The sequence below is a fragment of the Brevibacterium sp. Marseille-P9724 genome (genome assembly GCF_902500275.1).
In the GTDB taxonomy this organism is placed as follows: Bacteria; Actinomycetota; Actinomycetes; order Actinomycetales; family Brevibacteriaceae; genus Brevibacterium.
Genome location: NZ_LR722993.1, coordinates 22,737 through 42,845, shown reverse-complemented (window position 1 = coordinate 42,845; position 20,109 = coordinate 22,737). Strand labels below are relative to the sequence as shown.

The window sequence follows — 20,109 nt, the reverse complement described above, 5'->3', positions numbered from 1 at the left end:
ACCGCCTCCGACCGTCACAGGCGGCATTGACGCAGGTCACACCGCACGTCGTATCATGAAGCGCAAATGCTCATCGGGCGCTGCGGCCAGGGAAGGTCGGGCGCTCTTTTTCCGGAAGGACATCGTGGCTGAACTCAAAAAGTCGCTCGGCCTTTTCCAGCTTTTGGCATTCGGCGTGGCCGGCGTCATCGGAACCAGCTGGATCTACACCAACTCCAAGCTCATGGACTCCTACGGCTCCGGCGGCATGGTCTTCGGCCTGCTGCTCGGTGTTCTCCTGGCTTCCTTTGTCGCCCTGGCCTACTCAGAGCTGACGGCAGCTTTTCCCCGCGCCGGCGGTGAAGTGGTCTTCTCCTACACCACGATGGGCCGCGGTCCGGCGTTCTTCACCGGCTGGATGCTGCTGGGCGCCTATGTGTCGTCCCTGGCGTTCTATGTCACGGCCTTCGGCTTCCTGCTGAGCAATTTCGTGCCCGCCATGAAGACGATGCCGCTGTACACCATCAACGGTGAAACCGTGTACCTGCCGGTGCTGGCCGTCGGCGTCATCCTCACCCTGCTGATGTTTGCGCTCAACTGGTTCGGCATTGAGATCGGCGGGCGCGTGCAGATGTTCATGTTCGCAGCAATTGTGCTGATCGGCGCGGCCCTCATCGTCGTGGGCTTCGCAAGCGGCTCACCGTCGAACTTCTTCCCGGCCTATGCCGAGGGTGCGGCTCCGGTGTCTGACACCCTGCGCTTCATCATCCCCGGTATGACCTTCCTGGCCGGTTTCGGCCTTGTCGCAGTCCTTGCCGAAGACGCGAAGATCTCACCGAAGCGCGTAGGACGCGCCGTGGTCCTCACCGTCATCACCGCCGGTCTGTTCTACACCGCGGTGCTCGCCGCAACCGCGTGGGTCATGCCGTGGCAGGACGTCGCGAAGATGGACCTGGGCACCGTGTCAGCGTTCACCGAGGCGGGCTTCCCCATTCTGGGCTCGGGCGCCTACGCGATTGCGTTCCTCGGCCTGCTCACCAGCTTCCTCGGCCTGTTCGTGGCAAGTTCGCGCATCATCGTCGCCATGGCCCGCGGCCAGCTGCTCCCGCCGAGCCTGGCCGCCATCAACCCCAAGAGGCAGACTCCCGGCCGCGCTCTCATCGTCACGACTGCCGTCACCCTTGCCCTGGGCTGGCTTGGTCCGGGTGCGGTTGTGTGGTTCCTCGACACCGGCGGCGTATACCTGGGCGTTGTGTGGTTCATGGTGGTGCTCGCCAAGTACCTGCTGCCGCGGCGCTACCCGCAGGCGGTTCGCCGTTCCAAACTGTCGTTCCTGCCCGCGATCGGCGGACTGGGCGCCATCGGCGTCATCGTGTGGGCGCTGGCTCCCGGAACCTCGTCGTCGCTGGTGTGGCCGGCCGAATACATCATCTTGGGCGCTTGGATGCTGCTGGGCGCCGTCATGTACGCATTTGCGGCCAGCCGCCGCACGATCGGCTACGACGAGGGTCTGCACGAAATCCTCGGCGATTCCTACGCCAATCTCCACGTTGACGAAGCCAAAGCTCAAACAGCAGAAAAGGAACAGTGAGAGTGCTTTCGCCCACTGCACGCGAAGCCATTGTCGACACCATTCGCCGTGAAACCGCGCGCGTGCCGGAAACGGCGTTCGGAATCATCTCGGACGGCCAGCTGCACGAGGTCGACGGCCGGGACCGCATCTTCCGGGTCGCCTCGATCACGAAGTCGTTCACGGCGGCTGCCCTGACCGGTCTGGTCCGGGGGCTCATTCCGGGCAAGCCGGTGCGAATGGACGATGCTGTCCTCGACTGGGTGCCCGAACTGGCCGATGCCGGGTGGGCTGAGGACGTTGTCATCGACGATCTGCTGCGGATGTCTTCGGGTCTGCCCACGGATGACCCGTGGGCAGACCGCCAGGAGTCGATGTCTGCCGAGGACTTCTCTGACCTTCTGGGCAAACCTGCGATTCGCGACTTCCCGGCCGGCACGGCCTACCGCTACTCGAATCTGGGCTACGCGGTTGCCGGCCTCGTGATCGAACGTGCCGCGCAGAAGCCGTTCGCACAGCTGATTGACGATGTTTTCCTCACACCCCTGGGCATGACGTCATCTGGTTTTGATGTCCGAAGGCTCGATGCCGACCGCCTGGTCACGGGATACCGGCGAAACCGGGACGGTGAACTCGAACCGCAGCCCGTTTCGCTGCCCGGAGCGTTCTCTGCCATCGGCGGACTGGCTTCGACCGTGGGTGACCTTTCGGTGTGGGTGCGCGCCCACATTGATGCCCTCAGCCCCGAAGGCGACGATGCGGCGTTCCGGGCTCTTGCCGCCGCCACGGGCGACGACACGCCACAGCGGGCACGACTGTGGCGGCGAGTGCTGGCTGACCAGCAGCAGCCGGTGCGAGCCATGGACATCACGCACGGAACATCTGCAACCGGGCCGAAGCGCAGCGAGCAGTTCGCGGTCAGCGGCGGCTACGGTCTGGGCCTGCGGTGCTATTTCGACACCCGCTACGGCAGCTTCGCCGGACACTCCGGGGGCTATCCCGGCTTCGGACTGCACATGCGGTGGCACGCGGCCAGCCGCACAGGGGTCATTCTCTTCACCGCGCTGACCGGCTACCCCACGGAAGCCGTCACCGCCAAAGCACTCGAAGCCGGGCTTGAAGTCCAGCGCGGCGAAGATCCCGACAACCGCGCATGGCCGCGCTCAGAAGCGCCGACTGCGACCCCCACCGGGCCTGCTGCCGGACGAGTTGTCCCCGTTCGGTCCGTCGCTGAGTTCCTGCCCGACGAACGTGCTCTGGAACTGGCCCGCATCGCCGAAAACATGATCCGCACGGGTGACGACAGTGCGGCTGAGAGCGTCTTCTCCATGAACGTCGACCTCGACCAGCCGCGCCGAGAGCGCCTTGCAGCATGGGCCGCAGCCTGCGAACACACGGGAGACATCGAACAGGCGAGCATCGAGCCCCGGTTCACCGGCGCCTCGTCAGCTCAGTGGACCGTCACCGGAGCAGCCGGAAGCCGCACCGTGACCATGACGTTCAACCCCTACCAGCAGATCCAGGGGCTCAGCATCCGCCTGCACTGACCGCACTGACAATCGGCCCAAACCCGGTCCGAGCACGGCCCGCCCCGGTCCGTGCGCACACAGAACAGGGGCCGCGAGAAGATCCTGTGATCGTTCCGCGGCCCCTTGTGCCACTGTGTGCAGCGTGAGTCTTATTTGGTGTTCGGCAGAATGAGGCCGTCCCACTTTTCGTTGATGAAGTCCGCCATGTCCTGTGAGGTCAGGATCTTGTGCAGCTTCTCGATGCGCTCGTCGTCCTTGAGCTCAGGGCGGGTGGCCAGCACGTTGTAGTACTTCGAGCCCTCTTCTTCAGACGCGATGATGGTGTCCTTCGTCAGCTTTGCCGGGATGGCATAGGACGAGGTGACGAATGCGGCATCGTCGTCTTCAAGGGTGCGGGGAAGGCTCGCGTTGTCGACTTCCTGGAACTTGAAGTTCTTCTTGTTCTCAGTGATGCCGTCGGGCTTGGTCGCGCCATCCTCAATCTTGATGACGCCGGCGTCCTGCAGCAGTTCGAGAGCACGGCCTTCGTTCGTCGGGTCATTCGGGATCGACACGACAGCACCGTCGGGAAGTTCGTCAAGCGACTTGTGCTTCTTCGAGTGGAAAGCCGCGGCCGGCAGGTAGATTTCGCCGACCGATTCGAGATTGCCGCCGGCTTCCTTGTTGTAGGTGTCAAGGAAGTCCTGGTGCTGGAACAGGTTCGCGTCAATCGAACCGTCGGCCAGCGCCGGGTTGGGGGTGTTGTAGTCGTTGAACTCGACGAACTCGACCTTAATGCCTTCCTTTTCGGCGAGGTTCTCCGCCACGTAGGTCAGCATTTTACCGGCCGGGACGGCAAGCGCTCCGACCTTCAGCGGGGTGTCAAGCGATGCGTCTTCCGCATTCTGTGCACCGCCGCCGCAGGCCGACAGGGTGAGGCTGAGAGCAGCGACTGCGGCGATGATGCCGCGACGAGCCGATACCTTCATTGTTCTCCTTAGGTGGGTTTTTCTGTGTGTTTGTCTGCAGGCTGTCAGATCTGCCGGCTGAAGAAGCCACGGTGGCGGGGTTTGGCGCGCCCGTAGCGCTTGGCGACGAAGCTCAGGGCCGTCTGGATGATCTGCACCAGCACGAACAGGATGATGATGACGGCGATCATGTGGATCGGCGAGTACATCTGATGCCCGTAGGAAATCGCAACCTGTCCCAGGCCGCCGCCTCCGACGGTGCCGACCATCGCCGAGAAGTTGATGATCGAAGTCAGTGTGGTTGCCGTGCCCAAGATGATTGACGGGGTTGCTTCGGGCATGATGACGCGGCGGATGGTCAGCCACCTGGACGCGCCAAGGGATTCGGCGGCCTCCAGCAGGCCGGGGTCGACTTCGCGCACTGCAATTTCAACCATGCGGGCGAAGAACGGAATGGCAACCAGCGTCAGCGGGACGGTCGCGGCCTCCGTGCCGATGAACGTGGGCCGGCCGGTGAGCACCTGCATGACGAAGCGCGTTGTGGGAATGAGCGCAATCATGAGCACGATGAACGGCACCGAGCGGCCGACGTTCACGACGAAGCCGAGCACCCAGTTGATGATCGCACCGAGCCAGCGCTGGCCGAACGGCGCGGCGAGGAAGCCGTCCTTTTCCGTTGCGACGAGCACAATGCCCAACGGCAGACCCACCAGGAGGGTGAAGAGCATTGCCACCGAACCCATGAACAGGGTTTCCTGGGTGCCTTTCCACAGAACGCGGAAAAGCTCCGGCCAGAAGGCGGGGTTGTTGATGTCGGTCATGCGGTACCTCCCTGCTGGCCTGCACGCCAAGCTGTGAGTCCGCGCGCGTGGAAACTGTCGACGACCGCCTGGGCCTGCCGGGCGTCGCCGGGCACAGCCAGGCGGGTGCGGCCGACCTGCTTGCCGTCAACGGTTTCCAGCGCGGCGCCGAGAATTGAGACGTCGATGTCGAGTTCGCGGGCGAGTTTGACGACCGCACCGTCGGTGGCTTCGCTGCCGAAATAGGTGACGTCGACGATTTCGTGTCCGTCGATCGGCGCGTAGGTTCCGACGGGGAACAGTTCGTCGGCAATCCGGCTGCCGGGAGACGTGATGAGCTCCGGTAAGGTTCCCGTTTCCTGCACCGCACCGTCTTCCATAAGAGCCGCGGAATCGCAGATGCGCTTGACGACGTCCATCTGGTGGGTGATGAGCAGGACGGTCAGGTCGAGTTCGACGCTGAGCTTTTTGATCAGATCGAGAATCGATCGGGTGGTTTCGGGGTCCAGTGCGCTTGTGGCTTCGTCGCTGAGCAGCACTTTGGGCTCTGCCGCCAGTGCGCGGGCGATGCCGACGCGCTGCCGCTGTCCGCCTGAAAGCTGGCGCGGGTGGTGGTCGGCCCTGTGTGACAGGCCGACGAGTTCGAGGACCTCGCCGACGCGCTGACGGCGCTTGGCCTGCGGCTGGCCGACCGCTTCGAGGGCGAAGTCGACGTTGTCTGCCACGGTGCGGTTGCCCACGAGGTTGAAGTGCTGAAACACCATCCCGATGTCGTGGCGCGCCTCTGACAGGCGGCGGCCGCGCAGGGAGCTGATGGGGTGCTCGCCGACTGTCACGGTCCCCGTGTCTGGGCGTTCGAGCGCGTTGACGCAGCGCAGAAGCGTGGACTTTCCGGCGCCTGACTGGCCGACAACGCCGAATATGCTGCCCTGCTCAACATGAAGCGAAACATCGCGCAGCGCGTGGACTGCGGATTCTCCGCTGCCGTAGGTGCGGCTGACACCGTCAATTGTGATCATGAAACCTCCGGCGACGATTGTGGACTACCGGATTCCGCTGCATGAAATCATGTGACGGTTTGAGACAGCGCTGTGGCGCGAATTACATTTTTGTTTCCGCTGATCAGCTGAGGTATCCGCGGATTCCCTCGACCCACGCTTCGGCCGCTTCGAAGCGCTCAGCCGTCATCCGCAGGTCTACCGGTTCGACCGATGTCTCCGCCGCCGGGTAGGAGCCGAGGAACTGAACGCGCCGGGCCAGCCGGTGCACACCGGCGAGCGCCTGGGCGATCCGCGGTTCGGCCACGTGGCCGACAAGGTCGAGGGAGAACTGGTAGAGGCCCAGCCCGTCACCGGTCGGCCGCGATTCAATGCGGGCGAGGTTGACTCCGCGAGTGGAGAACTGTTCGAGCAGTTCGAGCAGCGATCCCGCCCGGTCGGATGCCAGTGCGGCGACGATCGTCGTCTTATCCGCCCCTGTTGCCGGCGGCATCGCGGCGGGCTTGCGCACCAGCACAAAGCGGGTGACGGTGTCGTGGCGGTCGCCGATGTTCTCGGCGAGCACATTCAGCCCGTACCGCTGGGCGGCCAGTGCCGGACACACGGCAGCCTGGTAGTCAGCGTCACCGTCTGCTGTCGCCCGGGCAGCCGCAGCGGTGCTTGAAGCCGGCACATATGCGGCGCCGGGCAGGTGCTTGGCCGTCCATCCGCGAGTCTGCGCTTCCGCGTGGGGGTGGGTGCCGAATGCCGTGATGTCGCTCAGCTGCGTTCCGGGCCGGGCTGCGAGCACAAAGCGGACATCTATGAGGGTTTCCGCCACAATCTGCAGCTCCCCGTGTCGAGTGAGGGCGTCGAGTGTGGCGGGCACGCCGCCCTCAACCGAGTTCTCCATGGGCACAACGGCCCCGGAGAGCTCACCGGCGGCCACCGCCGCAAGCACTTCGTCCACGCTGTTTGCGGGAATGCGCTGCGCGTTCGCAAAACCGCGCTGGGCGATTAGGCGCAACAGCGCGGCCTCCGTGAAAGTTGCGGCCGGGCCCAGGAAGCCGAAGCGCAGGGTGTCTGTCATCGGATGGTCAGCTGACGCGAAACAACTCCGGCGCGCGCACGGCGCTCGTCTGCGCTGAGCGGCTCAGTGTTCTTCAGCGCCTGGGCGAGAAGTTCGGCGAAGTCGCCCAGGACCGCATCGACGTCATCGGCTGTGACATCCGCGCCTACTTCCCACACCGGGATGACGATGCCCTGCGTGCGGAAGGTGCCCAGGTAACGGCCGATGCCGCCGAGGGTGTTCTTGCCGTCTGCGTGCAGGCGAGCCAGGGCGTCCATGACGGTGTCTTCGTCCTCGCCGATCGCCCAGCGGACATAGCGGCCGTCGCCCATTTCGGTCCAGTAGGCGCCTTCGGCTTCGACGAGCTTGTCGGTGGGGCTGATGAGGTTGTTGGCCTGTTCGATTGCCGCCTGGGTGTCTTCGTCGTCATCAAGCGAACCGTCTTGCGGAATCCAGTAGTCGAAGGTTTCGTGCACGCGCACCTTGAACGGAGCGTCAAGATCGAGGATGTCCTGCAGGCGCGGCCCAGTTCCGGGGCTGCTGGTGGCTCCGACAAAACCGCCGGGCTCCATGTCCTTGACTTCCAGCAGGGCTGCGGCGAGATCGCGCGAAGGGTCGGGGCTGGACACTGGGACCTGGAGTCCGCCGAGGATCACGCCGTCGTGGCGCTTGTGTGCCTGCCAGGCGGACGGCAGCAGCGAGGCGATGAGGACTTCATCCCCTCCGAACTCATCTTTGAGCTTCGCAGTAGCGGTTGCCGCCGGGACAAGCTCTTTGAGGCTGACGATGTCGACTTCGAACGGCAGACCCTCGTAGGGGCGGGGCACAAAAGCTGCGGCCTGAGCTTTCGCAAGGCGCTTGGCGATGACGTCTTTTGATGACTTCCTGGACTTCTTTCCCATGCCGCACAGTCTACGTGTGCGCAGGTCCCGCTTATACCACTGGGCGCTCAGAGCCCACGGACAGGCCCTGCCCGATTGGGCATGGGCCACGCCGTACGCTCTAGGCATGCTGTACCCCGGACTGCAGGCAGATAAGGTCGCCGCCCGACACCGCCGCTACGCGGAAGCGCTCATGGCGGCCAGCTTCACCTTCGAGCTGCTCACACCCGAACTCAGCGACGACGTCGAAGCGCTCATCACGGGTCTTGCGCCAACACCGGACCCCGATTCGAAGACGCTCGTGCCGTTCCACGTGGGCGACCAAGACGCCGGCCTCGTAGCGCTCAACGAAGACGGCGAGATCGTTGCAGCACTCGTTGTCACAGCAGTTGACTTCAGCTCCGACGGCGAACAGAACCACACCGCCACGGCGCTTTTCATCCGCGGCCTGGCAACCGACCCGGACTTCCGGGGCAAAGGCCTGGGCACGGTTCTGCTGGGCATGGCCCCGCAGATTCTCAAACAGGCGGGGCTTCCGACCCGCTGTCGGCTCATTGCGCAGATCCCCCAAGAGCGCGCCACGTTCTTCCACCGCGCGGGCTTCCAGGTGTGGGAACCGGGAACCGAAACACCGCAATCGGTGACCGACATGATGGGCAGCCTCCTGCCGAAGACCGCCCACGAACCCTGCCTGACCTTCCGCGAAGTCGCCTGAGCAGAGCCGCCCAACCGGCGCCTCGTGATTTTCAGCAGACGCCCCGCCCGCACAGCGGCAGGTGCGTTGGGCCGCCCACGCGTTCAGAAACAGGTTGCAACCCTCCCCCAGGCTTGGGAGGGTGAAGTCATGGATATCGTCAAGGGCTTTCCGTACGGTTCCCCGCCGCGCTTTCACTGAGCAGGCGGGCACAGCAGCACTCCGCCTGATCAGCCGACCACCATCACCAGATCAGACAAGGGAGTTCCCATGAATCACAATGTCATCCTCACCTGCGCCCTGACCGGAGCCGGCGACACCGCCGGCAAATCCGAGCACGTTCCGGTCACCCCCGAAGAAATCGCCCAGTCCGGCATCGAAGCCGCCAGGGCCGGCGCATCTGTCATCCACATTCACGTACGCGACCCGCAGACCAAGCAGGGTTCGCGCGAAACCGAGTTCTACCGCGAAGTTCTGCGCCTGGTGCGCCAAGCCGACGATGTCGACCCCGTCATCAACATGACCGCCGGAATGGGCGGGGACGTGGTCCTCGACCCGCAGAACCCCACCCAGTTCGCTGACGGCACCGACCTGGTCAACCAGGCCACCCGGCTCACACACGTCGAAGAGCTCCGTCCGGAGATCGCAACGCTCGACTGCGGCACCCTGAACTTCGGCGAAGGCAGCCAGATCTACATCTCCACCCCGGACATGATGCGCGAAGGCGCTGCCCGCATCCGCGAACTCGGAGTGAAGCCTGAACTGGAGATCTTCGACACCGGCAACCTGTGGTTTGCCAATGTCATGTACGAAGAGGGCCTGCTGGATGACCCCGCCATGTACCAGCTGTGCATGGGCATCCCCTACGGAGCTCCGGTATCGCGCAAACTGCTTGACGCGCAGGTGGACCTGCTGCCGAAGAACTCGGTGTTCACCAGCTTCGCCATCGGCCGCAACCAGCTGCCGTGGGTCGCCCAGTCGGTTCTGGCCGGCGGCCACGTCCGCGTAGGACTCGAAGACAACCTCTACCTGTCCCGCGGAGTCAAGGCCACCAATGCCGAGCTCACCGACCGGGCTGTGACGATCATCGAATCGCTCAGGGCTTCCGTGGCAAGCCCGAACGAGGCCCGCGAAATTCTCGGCCTCGAAAAGCACTGAGGGGCTGGTTCTCAGATGACAATCGCACTGCGCCGAATTGACGACATCACCCAGGTAACGTGCGTCGGCGCCGGAACGATCGGCGGCGGCTGGGCTGCGTACTTCCTGTCCCGCGGACTGAGCGTCAAAGTGTGGGACCCTTCCCCGGACGCCCCGGAAAAGCTTGAGCGGCTGATCGACAACGCCTGGCCGGCACTTGAAGCCCTCGGCCTGCAGCCGGGTGCGAACAAGACTAACTGGTCTGTCCACACGGACCTGGCCGAAGCGCTTGCCGGTTCCGGCTTCGTCCAGGAGTCCGCACCGGAAGTCCTCGACATGAAGCAGGACCTGCTGGCCGATATTGCCCGCCTGGCGGATGCAGATGCCGTGATCAGCTCGTCCACATCGGGCTATTCGATGACGGACATGGCACAGAAGGCACAGGACAAATCCCGTCTGGTTGTGGGCCACCCCTTCAACCCGCCGTACCTCATTCCGCTGGTCGAGGTGGTCGGCGGCGAGGAGACCGCGCCGGAGGCTGTCGACTGGGCTGCCGAGTGGTTCGACGCGATCGGCAAGTCCGTCATCAAAATGGACCGCGAGGTTCCCGGCTTCATTGCCAACCGCCTGCAGGAGGCCCTGTGGCGCGAAGCTCTGCACATGGTCAACGAAGGCGAAGCCACCGTCGAGCAGATCGACCTGTCGATCACCGACGGACCGGGCCTGCGCTGGCCGCTGCAGGGGCCGATGCTGACCTTCCACTTGGCAGGCGGGGAAGGCGGTATGGCCCACATGCTCGACCACTTCGGCCCGTCGCTGCTGAGCCCGTGGACCCGATTGACAGCACCGGAGCTTACAGACCGTCTGCGCGACATGGTGGTCGAAGGCTCGAACGAGGAAATCGACGCCCGCACGTTCAATGAACTCGTGCAGGCCCGTGACGCCTCGATCATCGCCGTGCGCCAGGCAATTCAGGACATCCGCGCCACCTATCCGGGAGGACGCGAACGAGGTGCCGCCGCGGCTGCCGCGGGTGCCGCGCAGGCCCTGTTGGGCTCACCCAACGACACCCAGGAGGACGAATGACGGCGATCGCCCCGTACCGCACGGAGATCAAGCAGGAGTGGATCGACTACAACGGGCACCTGTCCGAGGCCTACTACGTGCTCATCTGCGGTTTCGCCACGGACCAGCTCATGATCGACATCGGTCTTAACGAGGACTACCGGAAGACCACAGGATGTTCGCTCTACACGGTTGAGACTCACCTGCAATACCTGCAGGAGATCGGCCTGGGAGCACAGGTCGAGGTCCGCCCGCGGATCGTCGGCGCCGCCGGCAAGAAGCTGCACATCGCCTACGAAATGCTCCACGGGGAGGACCTTCTATTCACGGAGGAGGTCATGTGCCTGCACGTGGATCAGAAGGCCGGCCGTGCCGTCGACTTCCCCGCCGAAGTGCTTGAGCGCCTGCAGCCGCTGATCGAAGAAGCACCCGCATGGTCGGGACGTTCGATCTCCATGTGATGAACCCACGGGCCTAATTTTGGCCTGATCTTCAGATTCGGCCTTTGGCCGACAGTTGCCGCCAGCAGCGCCCCCATCAGCTCAAACAGCTGATGGGGGCGTTTTTCTCGCGCATGCTTTTCAACATTCGCGTCGCCGTTGCACCACGATCGTGTTACCGTGATTCGCACCAAGGTAACCCGAACTTTTCGAAAGCAGGCGGATAATGGCGCACGACAACGGCACATCTCCGGCTGCTCGCTCGCGGGAAGGTGCTTCGCGGTCGCACACCGACCGCACGTTCAGCCGCCGGCAGCTCTTGGGCACCGGCGCCGCCCTGAGCTCAGCTGGCCTGCTGAGCGCCTGCGGAGTGAGCGCTACACCGGAATTCGACCTGTCGAAGCCCGTCAAGGGCGGCAGACTGCGGGTGGGACTGACCGGCGGGACATCAGCCGACACCGTGGATGCGCACGTGGCCGTCAACACCACCGACATCTGCCGCATGCACAACATGTATGAGGGCCTGCTCTCGCGCGGGCCTGATTACGAAGTCGAGTACCGGCTGGCAACCTCGGTCGAACCGAATGACGATGCCACGGTGTGGACCGCCAAGCTGCGCGAAGGCGTGAAGTTCTCCGACGGGCGGGAAATGACATCTGAAGACGTCATCGCCTCCTACGAGCGCATTCGCAACCCCGACGACCCCAAGACGAGCGCCGCTGTGTTGGCAACCCTGGACTTCATGAAGGCCAAGGGTCCCTACGAGGTCGAGTTCCACTTCAAAGAGCCCAACAGCATCTTCGACGACCCCATGTCGGGCTACACCACCACAATCGTGCCGAAGGACTACGACCCGGAGAACCCCGTGGGGACCGGCCCGTTCATGCTCAAGTCCTTTGAACCGGCGCTTTCAACCGTGCTGGAGCGAAATCCGCACTACTGGGACGGCACACCGCACCTGGATGAGATCGAGCTGCTGAACTTCAACGACACCGATGCCGTCATCAACGCGCTGCTGTCGAATCAGGTTGACTGCGTCGCGCAGATCCCCGTGTCACTGGCCAAGGTGATCGAAGCCGATGAGCGGATGAGGCTCCTCAATTCCAAAACGGGCATGTGGCTGCCTTTCACCATGCGCGTGGACAAGAAGCCCTTTGACGATGAGCGCGTCCGCCAGGCTTTCCGCCTGGTAGTTGACCGCGAGCAGATGATCAACCAGGTGCTCTCCGGCTTCGGCCAGGTGGGCAACGACATGTTCGGCGTCTACGACCCCGACTACCCCAAACAGTTTCCGCAGCGCCGCCGCGATGTCGAAAAGGCCAAGCAGCTGTTGGCTGAGGCCGGCTATCCCGACGGGCTCACGGTTGAGCTCGTCACCGCCCCCATCCAGTCCGGGACCGTCGAAGCCGCCCAGGTCTTCGCTCAGCAGGCCCGCGACGCCGGCATCACCGTCAAGATTCGCCGCGTAGACACCACCACGTTCTTCGGCGACAACTACCTCAAATGGGATTTCGCTCAGTCGTTCTGGTACACCCGCAATTTCGCCCCGCAGGCCGACCAGTGCCTCATGGACAATTCCCCATTCAACGAAACGAACTGGGCCAGCGATAAGACAGACGACATCATCAAGAGAATCCAGGCTGAAACCGACCCGGAGAAGCGCAGGAAGATCGTGCAGGAAGGTCAGAAGCAGCAGTACGAAGAAGGCGGATACATCATCTGGGGCTTCGCCAATCAGGTCGACGCCTACCAGAAGTACGTCGGCGGACTCACCGAAAGCGCAACCGGCATCCCCCTGTCGAGCTTCCGGTTCCGCGATGTCTGGATTGCGAAAGCGTAGGCGGAAACCATGGCAAAGCTCATTTTCAAACGACTGCTCATCAGCGTTTTCGTACTGTTGGCGATTTCCATCATCATCTTCGCAGCCACCCTCCTGCTGCCCGGCGACCCCGCGCGGGCCATCCTCGGCCAGCAGGCGACACCGGAAAGGCTTGCAGCGCTGCGCGAGCAGATGGACCTCGACAAACCGGCCATCGTCCGGTACTTCCTGTGGCTGGGCGGCCTGTTCACCGGCGACTTCGGAACCTCGGCCGCCACGGGAGGACCAGTCTCACAGCTGCTGGCCCCGCGGATTGGCAATTCGATCATCCTCATGGTGCTCGCCGCCGTCGTCTCCGTGCCGGTCGGCCTGTTCCTCGGCATTGTGTCGGCCATCCACCGTGGCCAGCGCCGCGATTCGGCCATCACGTGGGTCACACTTGTACTTGCGGCCATGCCGGAGTTCGTCGTCGGCGTCGGCCTCATCACGATCTTCGCAACAACTGTCTTCCCGATCCTGCCCGCAGTCACAATGTCCCCGCCCGGCACCCCGGTGTGGCACCTGCCGCTGCAGCTCATCCTGCCCACACTGACCCTGGCGCTCGTCGTCGCGCCCTATATTGCGCGCATGATGCGGGCGACAATGGCGGAAGTTCTCGACTCCGGCTACGTCGAAATGGCAAGGCTCAAAGGTGTGCCCGAACGCACTGTCATCCTGCGCCACGCCGTTCCACACGCCATTGGGCCGGTTGCCCAGGTCATCGCCATCCAGCTGGCCTGGCTGGCCGGCGGTGTCGTAGTCGTGGAGTTCCTCTTCCGCTACCCGGGCATCGGACAGGCTCTCATCGATGCGGTCACCTACCGCGACGTCCAAGTGGTCCAGGCCATCACGCTGCTCGTGGCAATTGTGTACATCGTGGTCAACCTGTTGGCTGACATCGTCGGCATCGTCACCAACCCGAAGCTGAGGAAGTGAACATGTCAGCTCCGCAGAACCTCACACCGACCGACGGCGCGCTCGAACACGCGGCACTGGGCGAATCGAACGCCGACGGCGACATCAAAGAGTCCCACAGCCGTCCCCCGCACGTCCTCAAGCGCATCTGGGCCCAGCGAGAGGGCAAGATCGGCGTGATCATCAGCGCCGCCGTCATCGCCCTGGCACTCTTGGGCCCCCTGTTGGCAGCGCCCATCACGGGTGTCACACCCTATGAGTTCATCGGCCAGCCCTTCTCTGACCACGGCCTGTTCGGCACCGACAATCTCGGACGCTCCGTGGGCTCGCGCTTCTTGGCCGGCGGTCTGCTGCTGCTCATCTATTCGGTGCTGGCCACCGCACTCGGCCTGGCCGTCGGCGCGGTCTTCGGGATGCTCGCCGCCTACACCGGCGGCACTGTGGATTCGCTCATCATGCGCATCAACGATGTGTTCCTCGCCGTTCCGCAGCTGGTGTTCGCGCTGCTTGCCATCACAATTGCCGGACCGCGCGGATGGGTGCTCGTGCTCATCATCGGTCTGACCCACGCTCCCCGCATTGCCCGCGTTGCCCGCTCGGCGACCCTGAGCGTCATCAGCGAGGACTACATCCGGGCAGCCGAAATGTACGCGGTTCCGCGCTGGAAGATCATCGCCCGCGAAATCCTGCCGAACATCACCGGCCCCATGGCTGTCGAAGCTGGCCTGCGTCTGACGTATTCGATCGGCGCGATCGCCTCGCTGTCCTTCTTGGGGCTGGGCATGCAGCCCCCGCAGGCCGACTGGGGCCTGATGATCAACGAAAACCGAATCGCCCTGACAGTCCAGCCGTGGGGCGTTCTGCTGTCGGTGATCGCCATTGCGGTTCTGACGATCGGCACCAACCTGCTGGCGGACGCAATTGCGCGTGCCACCGCCTCGACGAATGTGGAGCAGTGATGACGACACACCCCAATGTCCTCGAAATGCGCGGACTGCGCGTCGAAGCCGTCGGCGGCACCGAAATCCTCCACGGCATCGATCTGACGGTCCGCCGAGGTGAAATGCTCGGGCTCGTGGGAGAGTCCGGCTCGGGCAAGACCACAGCAGGCCTTGCCGCTATGGGCCACTTCCGCGCCGGGCTTGTGCAGACCGGCGGAACTTCGACGATCTACCCCAACACACCGCGCGAAGGCCGGGAGAAGATCGTCGTGGAAGAGCTCACTGATGACGAAACCCGGTTTCTGCGCGGCGAGCGGATCGCCTACATTCCGCAGGACCCCGCGCTCTCACTCAATCCCGCCATCCGCGTGGGCGAACAGATCCGGGAAGTCCTCGACATCCACGGCTACGGCGATTCTGAGAAAGACCGCGCAGACCGTGTAGCCGAAGTCCTCGAAGACGTTGGGCTGCCATCGGACAGGGATTACCAGAAGCGCTGGCCGCACCAGCTGTCCGGCGGTCAGCAGCAGCGCATCGGCATTGCAATGGCGTTCGCCATGTTCCCCGATGTCCTCATCCTCGACGAACCGACCACCGGGCTGGATGTGTCCACGCAGGCGCACGTGCTCGACACCATCCAGCAGATGACCAAGCGGCACGGGGTTGCCGGAATCTACATCACCCACGACCTCGCCGTCGTCGCCGACGTGACAGACCGCGTGGCCGTCATGCTGCGCGGCGACATCGTCGAAGAGGGACCCGTCGAACAGGTGCTGCGCGACCCCCAGCATCCGTACACTCAGCGGCTGCTGGCTTCGGTGCCGGACCTGGCGGGGCGGAAGACCATCGGCGGAACCGAGGCGAGCACCGCCAGCGGCGGCATCCCCACCACCGCGGAGACCCCGTCCACGCCCGCCCCGGTGCTCGAAGTCCGGGATCTGAAGCTCGCATACGGTTCGAACACCGTGCTGCGCGGCATCGACATGCGACTCGAACCGGGCCGCTGCACCATGCTCCTGGGCGAATCGGGCTCCGGCAAAACCACGCTGTCGCGTTCAATTGCGGGTCTTATCGACCACTACACGGGCTCGGTGAGCCTGGACGGTGAGGTCCTGCCGAACAGCACGCGCAAACGCTCGGTCAAACAGCTTCAGGGTCTGCAGTACGTGTTCCAGTCTCCGTACTCGTCTCTCAATCCGCGGCGCACAATCGGCGAGTCTCTGACGGTTCCGCTGGAGATGAACCGCGACCTCTCACCGGCGCAGCGCCGCGGCTACGTGGAAGAAGCCCTTGATGCAGTGCGCTTGGGCCGGTCGTTCTACGATCGCCGTCCCGGTGATCTCTCCGGCGGCGAGCGCCAGCGCGCGGCAATTGCCCGCGCCCTCGTCAACGCGCCGAACGTGCTGGTGTGCGACGAAGTGACAAGCGCCCTCGATGTGTCGGTGCAGGCTTCGATCATCGGCCTGCTGCGCAGACTGAAGGTCGAACGGGGCCTGGCGATGCTGTTCGTGACCCACAACATCACGCTCGCCCGTCACATCGCCGATGACATTGCTGTGCTCAACAAGGGTGAGATCGTCGACTTCGGTCCTGTCGACGAGGTGTTCCGCTCACCTTCGCACGCCTACACAAAGGCCCTCCTGGAGGACGTCCCCACTCTCTGAGGGCAGCGACCGAAACAACGGCAAGGGGCGGCGTGCACTCGGCACACCGCCCCTTGCCGTTCGATCAGGACTTCGCGTCTTCTTTTCCGCTTGTGCCGCCGGGCCGGTGCGGCAGGATGACCTCTTCGTACACGGCTTCGCCGAAGGGCACATAGTCCGTGTCGGGGTCGTACCACTGATCCATCGTGTCGAAGTCTCCGCCGTCGGTGTAGCCGAGCTCGTCGGCTTTCTTCTGCCACTTTTCCAGCACTTCGGCAAAGCGCTTCTCGGTTCCCTTCTCAAGCGCACCGGACTCTTCGACGTTTCCGGCGAGTTCCCGGTTGAATCCCCTGAGCTTGTCCTGCAGGGGCTTTTCCAGCGGTTCGATTGTTCCGCCCAGGGCGCGGATCTTCTTGACGGCTTCGTGATTGCCGCCGATGGAGCGGCCCATCTGGCCTTGGAACGATCCGCCGTAGCTGTCGAAGATGATCTGCTTATACGCCAGCGGCAGAGTGGCGAACCGCTGCCCGGCGATGACGGCACCAACTGCCCGGGGTGCCGAGGTGTCGGTCAGGTATCCCGTGTAGCGCGCCACATCGAACAGTCCGGCTTCCACAGACGGCACCATCTGTCCCAGCGTGCAGTCGATTGTCTTGCGCTGCAGGGCTTCATAGGTTTCCGTGTAGTCGAGTGACACGGGGGTGCCGCCGAGCGCTTGGACGTAGCCGACCTGCGAGCGCGCACCCACGCGGATCTGCCGTCCGCCGTAGTCGTCGATCCCGAAGCCGTCCGTGTTGCACTGGCTTGAATAGCTTCCCGAGGCGGAAACCGGGTTGAGCGGGTATACGCCTTTCTTTTCGTACTGCTCCAGGACCTTGTCCGAAGCCCATCCGATCTCGGTTGAGGCTGCGTTGGCGACCATCTCGCCGACAAACGGCGATGGGTCGGCTTCGGACAGCAGGTCTCCGACCGCGCTGGCTGCTGGGAATTCCTGCGGCAGATAGGCCGGCAGCGTGTAGGCCAGGTCCAGGCGACCGTCGGAGAGGGCATCGAACACTTCGCCGTAGCCTGCGATTGCCTGTCCGTAGATGATCTTGATGGTGATCTTGCCGCCGGAGCGTTCGCTTACCTCTTTTACCCACCGCGGGGCCGAGGCGATCTCTTTGTTCTTCGGCGAAGCTTCCGATGGCTGGTAGGTCAGCGTGACCGGCGGGAGGTCTGCAATGGCTTCGAGCACCTCGTCCCTGGAGGCCCCATAGGCGTACCCGGTGCCCGAGCCCTCCCCTGACAGTGCGCCGCCGGCAACCGAACCGGCGCACCCGGTCAGGAGCACCGCTCCAGCGGTGCAGACCGCGGCGAGCGTCCTCATCGTGCGGGAGCGTGTCATCATCGTCCTCCTGCGGTTTCGAGCAGAGCGGGCAGCCATTCGGCGACCTGCGGAAACGCGATCATAAAGATCAAGAAGAGCAGCGGGATCGGCAGGAACCACACGAGCGAGCGGAAAACATCGCCCAGGGTTATGTCGGTGCCCAGGTTGACATCCGGCTTCTTGGCGATCGTGTGGACGATGTAGGAGAGGATTCCCACCGGCGGTGTGATCATGCCGATCTCACCGAGCAGCACCACGAAAACCCCGAACCACAGCGCGCTCACGCCCATCGCCTCGACCGCCGGCAGCAGGATCGGCACTGTCAGCAGCATCATCGCCAGGGTGTCGAAGAACATGCCCATCACCAGGTAGACCGCGATGAGCAGCACGAGGAAGCCCACGCGTGAGAGCCCCAGGCCGGTGACGAAGCCGGTGAGAATTTCAGCCAGGCCGGTAATGGCCAGCAGGCGGGTGAGCATTTCGGCCCCGATCATGATGAAGAAGATCGCGGCAGAAGCGCTCACCGTGGCAAGCGCGGCCCGGGCAACACAGGCGAAGGGCCTGTTGCCGCGCTGTTCGATGAGGGTGAGGATGAGTGCGGTCAGAGCCGCTGCGGCACCGGCCTCCGTCGGGGTGAATGCCCCGGAGAACATCCCGCCGAACAGCACCACGAGGATGACGGGGAAACCCCACACCTCCCCCAGTGAGCTCAGCCGCTGCGCCCACGTGGCAGAAGAAGCCGGGCCGCCGCCGCGACCGACCAGCTTCGGCGACACAATGCCGAGCACCAGAATGAACGTTGCGACGAACACTGCGACCAGCAGGCCCGGCACAGCACCTGCCACCAGCTGCGGGCCGACCGGCACCGAGGCGATGCCTGCATAGACCACCAGAAGGATGGACGGCGGGATGAGGTTGCCGGGAAGACCGGCGACAATGACCGAACCGAGTGCCACCCGCTTGTCGTAGCCTGCGCGCAGCATTTCCGGAATCGCAGCCCGGCCCAGGGCGTAGGTCATGCCGATTGTCGAACCTGACACTGACGACAGACCGGCACCGGCTGCCGTTGTGCCGATTGCAAGGCCGCCGGGCAGCCACGAGAACCACCGGTCGGTGGCCCGGTAGATCTTCTGTGTCAGCCCCGACTGGGATAGGAGCATGCCCATGAAGATGAACAGCGGCAGGACGGAGTACGTCCACTTTGCGGTGGCCGTGTAGGGGGTCGTGGCGAGGATGTTGACCGTCGCGGGAATCCCGGACAGTCCGTAGACGCCGATGATCGACGGGATGGCCAGTGCTGCTGCCACGGGGACACCCAGGAACATGAGCACGAGCATCATCGCGATGCACCACGCGCCGGCAATCGGTGCGGTCGGCGACAGGAAGAAGGCGACAATCGTGCCCACCAGCAGGGCTGTGCCGACGAGCATGACCCCCATGCTGCGCGGCTGGAAGCGCGTATTGCGCGGAAGGAACGAGGTGCCGGGCCCCGCGCTGATCCGCGGACGGCCGGCCTTTTCCGGCAGGGGTGTTGTCATGGTCATGGCCGGACCTCCCTGCTGCTCGCTGCGTCTTCGGTGTGCTCGGTGTTTTCGGCGTGCTCAGCCTCTGCGATTTCCCTGTCGGCTTCCGACACGTAGATCTGCTCGGGATCGTCCGACAGGACACTGCGGAAGCAGCTGAGCGCTTCGAGAACACAGATGAGGGTCATCAGCCCGAATACGGCAGGCAGGAGGAAGAACACCGGCCACGTGATGATCGTCGTCACCCCGGCGGTCGCGCCGAGCTCCATCTGCTCAAGCGCGCGCTGCAGGCCGAACCACGCAAACCCGGCGCACACCGCCGCGGTGGCCGAATTCGCAAGCAGCATGCACCAGCCTGCGGCTCGCGGACTCATACGGTCCAGCAGGAGCGCCACCACAATGTGTTCGCGCTGCAGCTGGGCTACGGGTATGCCCAGAAGCGCGATAGCCGGCAGATACCAGAACCCGGCTATCTCATTTGTGCCGTAGATGGGAGTGGAGAAGAAGAAACGCAGAAGTGCGTTGATGACCACGTGCAGCATCATGGTGACGATGACGAGTGCCGTGATGACGCTCAGCACTCTGCCCAGCAGCTTCGACAGCTGTTCCATGCGCAGACCCCTTCATTGCGGCCGACGGAAACTTTCATTGCGGCCGACGGAAACTGGGAACATCCTTTCAGACAAACAGGCCGGGCGGAACATCTTCGACAAGGTTTTTATCTGCGACGAAAAGTCACATGAACTCAGAATCCGCAGATCAGACCGGGTGC

18 protein-coding genes are annotated in these 20,109 nt (G+C 64.0%); 10 read left to right on the top strand and 8 right to left on the bottom strand.

The window, feature by feature from the left end; all coding sequences use genetic code 11:
• Positions 1-124: 124 nt before the first annotated feature.
• Positions 125-1,570, top strand: a complete 1,446-nt coding sequence (locus GC119_RS06080) for an APC family permease (protein WP_151952736.1) — start codon at positions 125-127, stop codon at positions 1,568-1,570.
• Between the two features lie 2 nt (positions 1,571-1,572).
• Positions 1,573-3,096, top strand: coding sequence for a serine hydrolase domain-containing protein (locus GC119_RS06075; RefSeq protein ID WP_193215635.1), 1,524 nt, complete (start codon positions 1,573-1,575; stop codon positions 3,094-3,096).
• 131 nt (positions 3,097-3,227) lie between these two features.
• Here GC119_RS06075 and GC119_RS06070 read toward each other — a convergent pair whose 3' ends face one another.
• The 5 genes from GC119_RS06070 to GC119_RS06050 all read right to left on the bottom strand — a co-directional run bounded on the left by GC119_RS06070 (position 3,228) and on the right by GC119_RS06050 (position 7,773).
• A complete protein-coding gene (locus GC119_RS06070; protein WP_070575194.1) occupies positions 3,228-4,046 on the bottom strand; it encodes a MetQ/NlpA family ABC transporter substrate-binding protein in 819 nt (272 codons plus the stop codon).
• 44 nt (positions 4,047-4,090) lie between these two features.
• Complete coding sequence (locus GC119_RS06065; RefSeq protein ID WP_070575197.1) at positions 4,091-4,846, bottom strand: methionine ABC transporter permease; 756 nt, start codon at positions 4,844-4,846, stop codon at positions 4,091-4,093.
• Entirely contained in the window at positions 4,843-5,844 is a 1,002-nt protein-coding gene (locus GC119_RS06060; RefSeq protein WP_151952734.1) for a methionine ABC transporter ATP-binding protein, read from the bottom strand. The genes GC119_RS06065 and GC119_RS06060 overlap by 4 nt, the downstream gene beginning before the upstream one ends.
• A 103-nt stretch (positions 5,845-5,947) precedes the next feature.
• Positions 5,948-6,892, bottom strand: coding sequence for a prephenate dehydratase (pheA, locus tag GC119_RS06055; RefSeq protein ID WP_151952733.1), 945 nt, complete (start codon positions 6,890-6,892; stop codon positions 5,948-5,950).
• Positions 6,889-7,773, bottom strand: coding sequence for a DUF5926 family protein (locus tag GC119_RS06050; protein ID WP_151952732.1), 885 nt, complete (start codon positions 7,771-7,773; stop codon positions 6,889-6,891). The genes pheA and GC119_RS06050 overlap by 4 nt, the downstream gene beginning before the upstream one ends.
• Before the next feature lie 106 nt (positions 7,774-7,879).
• Between GC119_RS06050 and GC119_RS06045 the strand changes: the two genes are divergently transcribed.
• The 8 genes from GC119_RS06045 (at position 7,880) to GC119_RS06010 (ending at position 16,466) form a co-directional block, all read left to right on the top strand.
• On the top strand, positions 7,880-8,467 hold the full coding sequence (locus GC119_RS06045) for a GNAT family N-acetyltransferase (RefSeq protein WP_193215634.1): 588 nt from the start codon (positions 7,880-7,882) through the stop codon (positions 8,465-8,467).
• A gap of 249 nt (positions 8,468-8,716) precedes the next feature.
• A complete protein-coding gene (locus GC119_RS06040) occupies positions 8,717-9,604 on the top strand; it encodes a 3-keto-5-aminohexanoate cleavage protein (protein ID WP_151952730.1) in 888 nt (295 codons plus the stop codon).
• 15 nt (positions 9,605-9,619) lie between these two features.
• Positions 9,620-10,669, top strand: coding sequence for a 3-hydroxyacyl-CoA dehydrogenase NAD-binding domain-containing protein (locus GC119_RS06035; RefSeq protein ID WP_151952729.1), 1,050 nt, complete (start codon positions 9,620-9,622; stop codon positions 10,667-10,669).
• Positions 10,666-11,109, top strand: coding sequence for a thioesterase family protein (locus GC119_RS06030; RefSeq protein ID WP_151952728.1), 444 nt, complete (start codon positions 10,666-10,668; stop codon positions 11,107-11,109). The genes GC119_RS06035 and GC119_RS06030 overlap by 4 nt, the downstream gene beginning before the upstream one ends.
• 205 nt (positions 11,110-11,314) lie before the next feature.
• Positions 11,315-12,928 (top strand): ABC transporter substrate-binding protein, encoded by a 1,614-nt coding sequence (locus tag GC119_RS06025; protein WP_151952727.1) that lies wholly within the window; start codon positions 11,315-11,317, stop codon positions 12,926-12,928.
• 9 nt (positions 12,929-12,937) lie between these two features.
• Positions 12,938-13,882, top strand: coding sequence for an ABC transporter permease (locus tag GC119_RS06020; protein ID WP_151952726.1), 945 nt, complete (start codon positions 12,938-12,940; stop codon positions 13,880-13,882).
• Positions 13,883-13,884: 2 nt separating this feature from the next.
• Positions 13,885-14,820: an ABC transporter permease gene (locus GC119_RS06015; RefSeq protein WP_226829312.1), complete on the top strand. Its 936-nt coding sequence runs from the start codon at positions 13,885-13,887 to the stop codon at positions 14,818-14,820.
• Positions 14,820-16,466 carry an ABC transporter ATP-binding protein gene (locus GC119_RS06010; RefSeq protein WP_151952725.1) on the top strand — a complete coding sequence of 549 codons (1,647 nt, stop codon included), beginning with the start codon at positions 14,820-14,822 and terminating at the stop codon, positions 16,464-16,466. The genes GC119_RS06015 and GC119_RS06010 overlap by 1 nt, the downstream gene beginning before the upstream one ends.
• 64 nt (positions 16,467-16,530) lie before the next feature.
• On the opposite strand, the gene GC119_RS06005 is transcribed toward GC119_RS06010, so the two are convergent.
• From GC119_RS06005 to GC119_RS05995, 3 genes are read right to left on the bottom strand one after another with little or no spacing between them, the layout of a single operon-like run.
• On the bottom strand, positions 16,531-17,835 hold the full coding sequence (locus tag GC119_RS06005) for a C4-dicarboxylate ABC transporter substrate-binding protein (RefSeq protein ID WP_226829310.1): 1,305 nt from the start codon (positions 17,833-17,835) through the stop codon (positions 16,531-16,533).
• Entirely contained in the window at positions 17,832-19,358 is a 1,527-nt protein-coding gene (locus GC119_RS06000; protein ID WP_151952724.1) for a TRAP transporter large permease, read from the bottom strand. Before GC119_RS06000 ends, GC119_RS06005 begins: the two co-directional genes overlap by 4 nt.
• Positions 19,355-19,948 carry a TRAP transporter small permease gene (locus GC119_RS05995; RefSeq protein WP_151952723.1) on the bottom strand — a complete coding sequence of 198 codons (594 nt, stop codon included), beginning with the start codon at positions 19,946-19,948 and terminating at the stop codon, positions 19,355-19,357. The genes GC119_RS06000 and GC119_RS05995 overlap by 4 nt, the downstream gene beginning before the upstream one ends.
• Between the last annotated feature and the right edge of the window lie 161 nt (positions 19,949-20,109).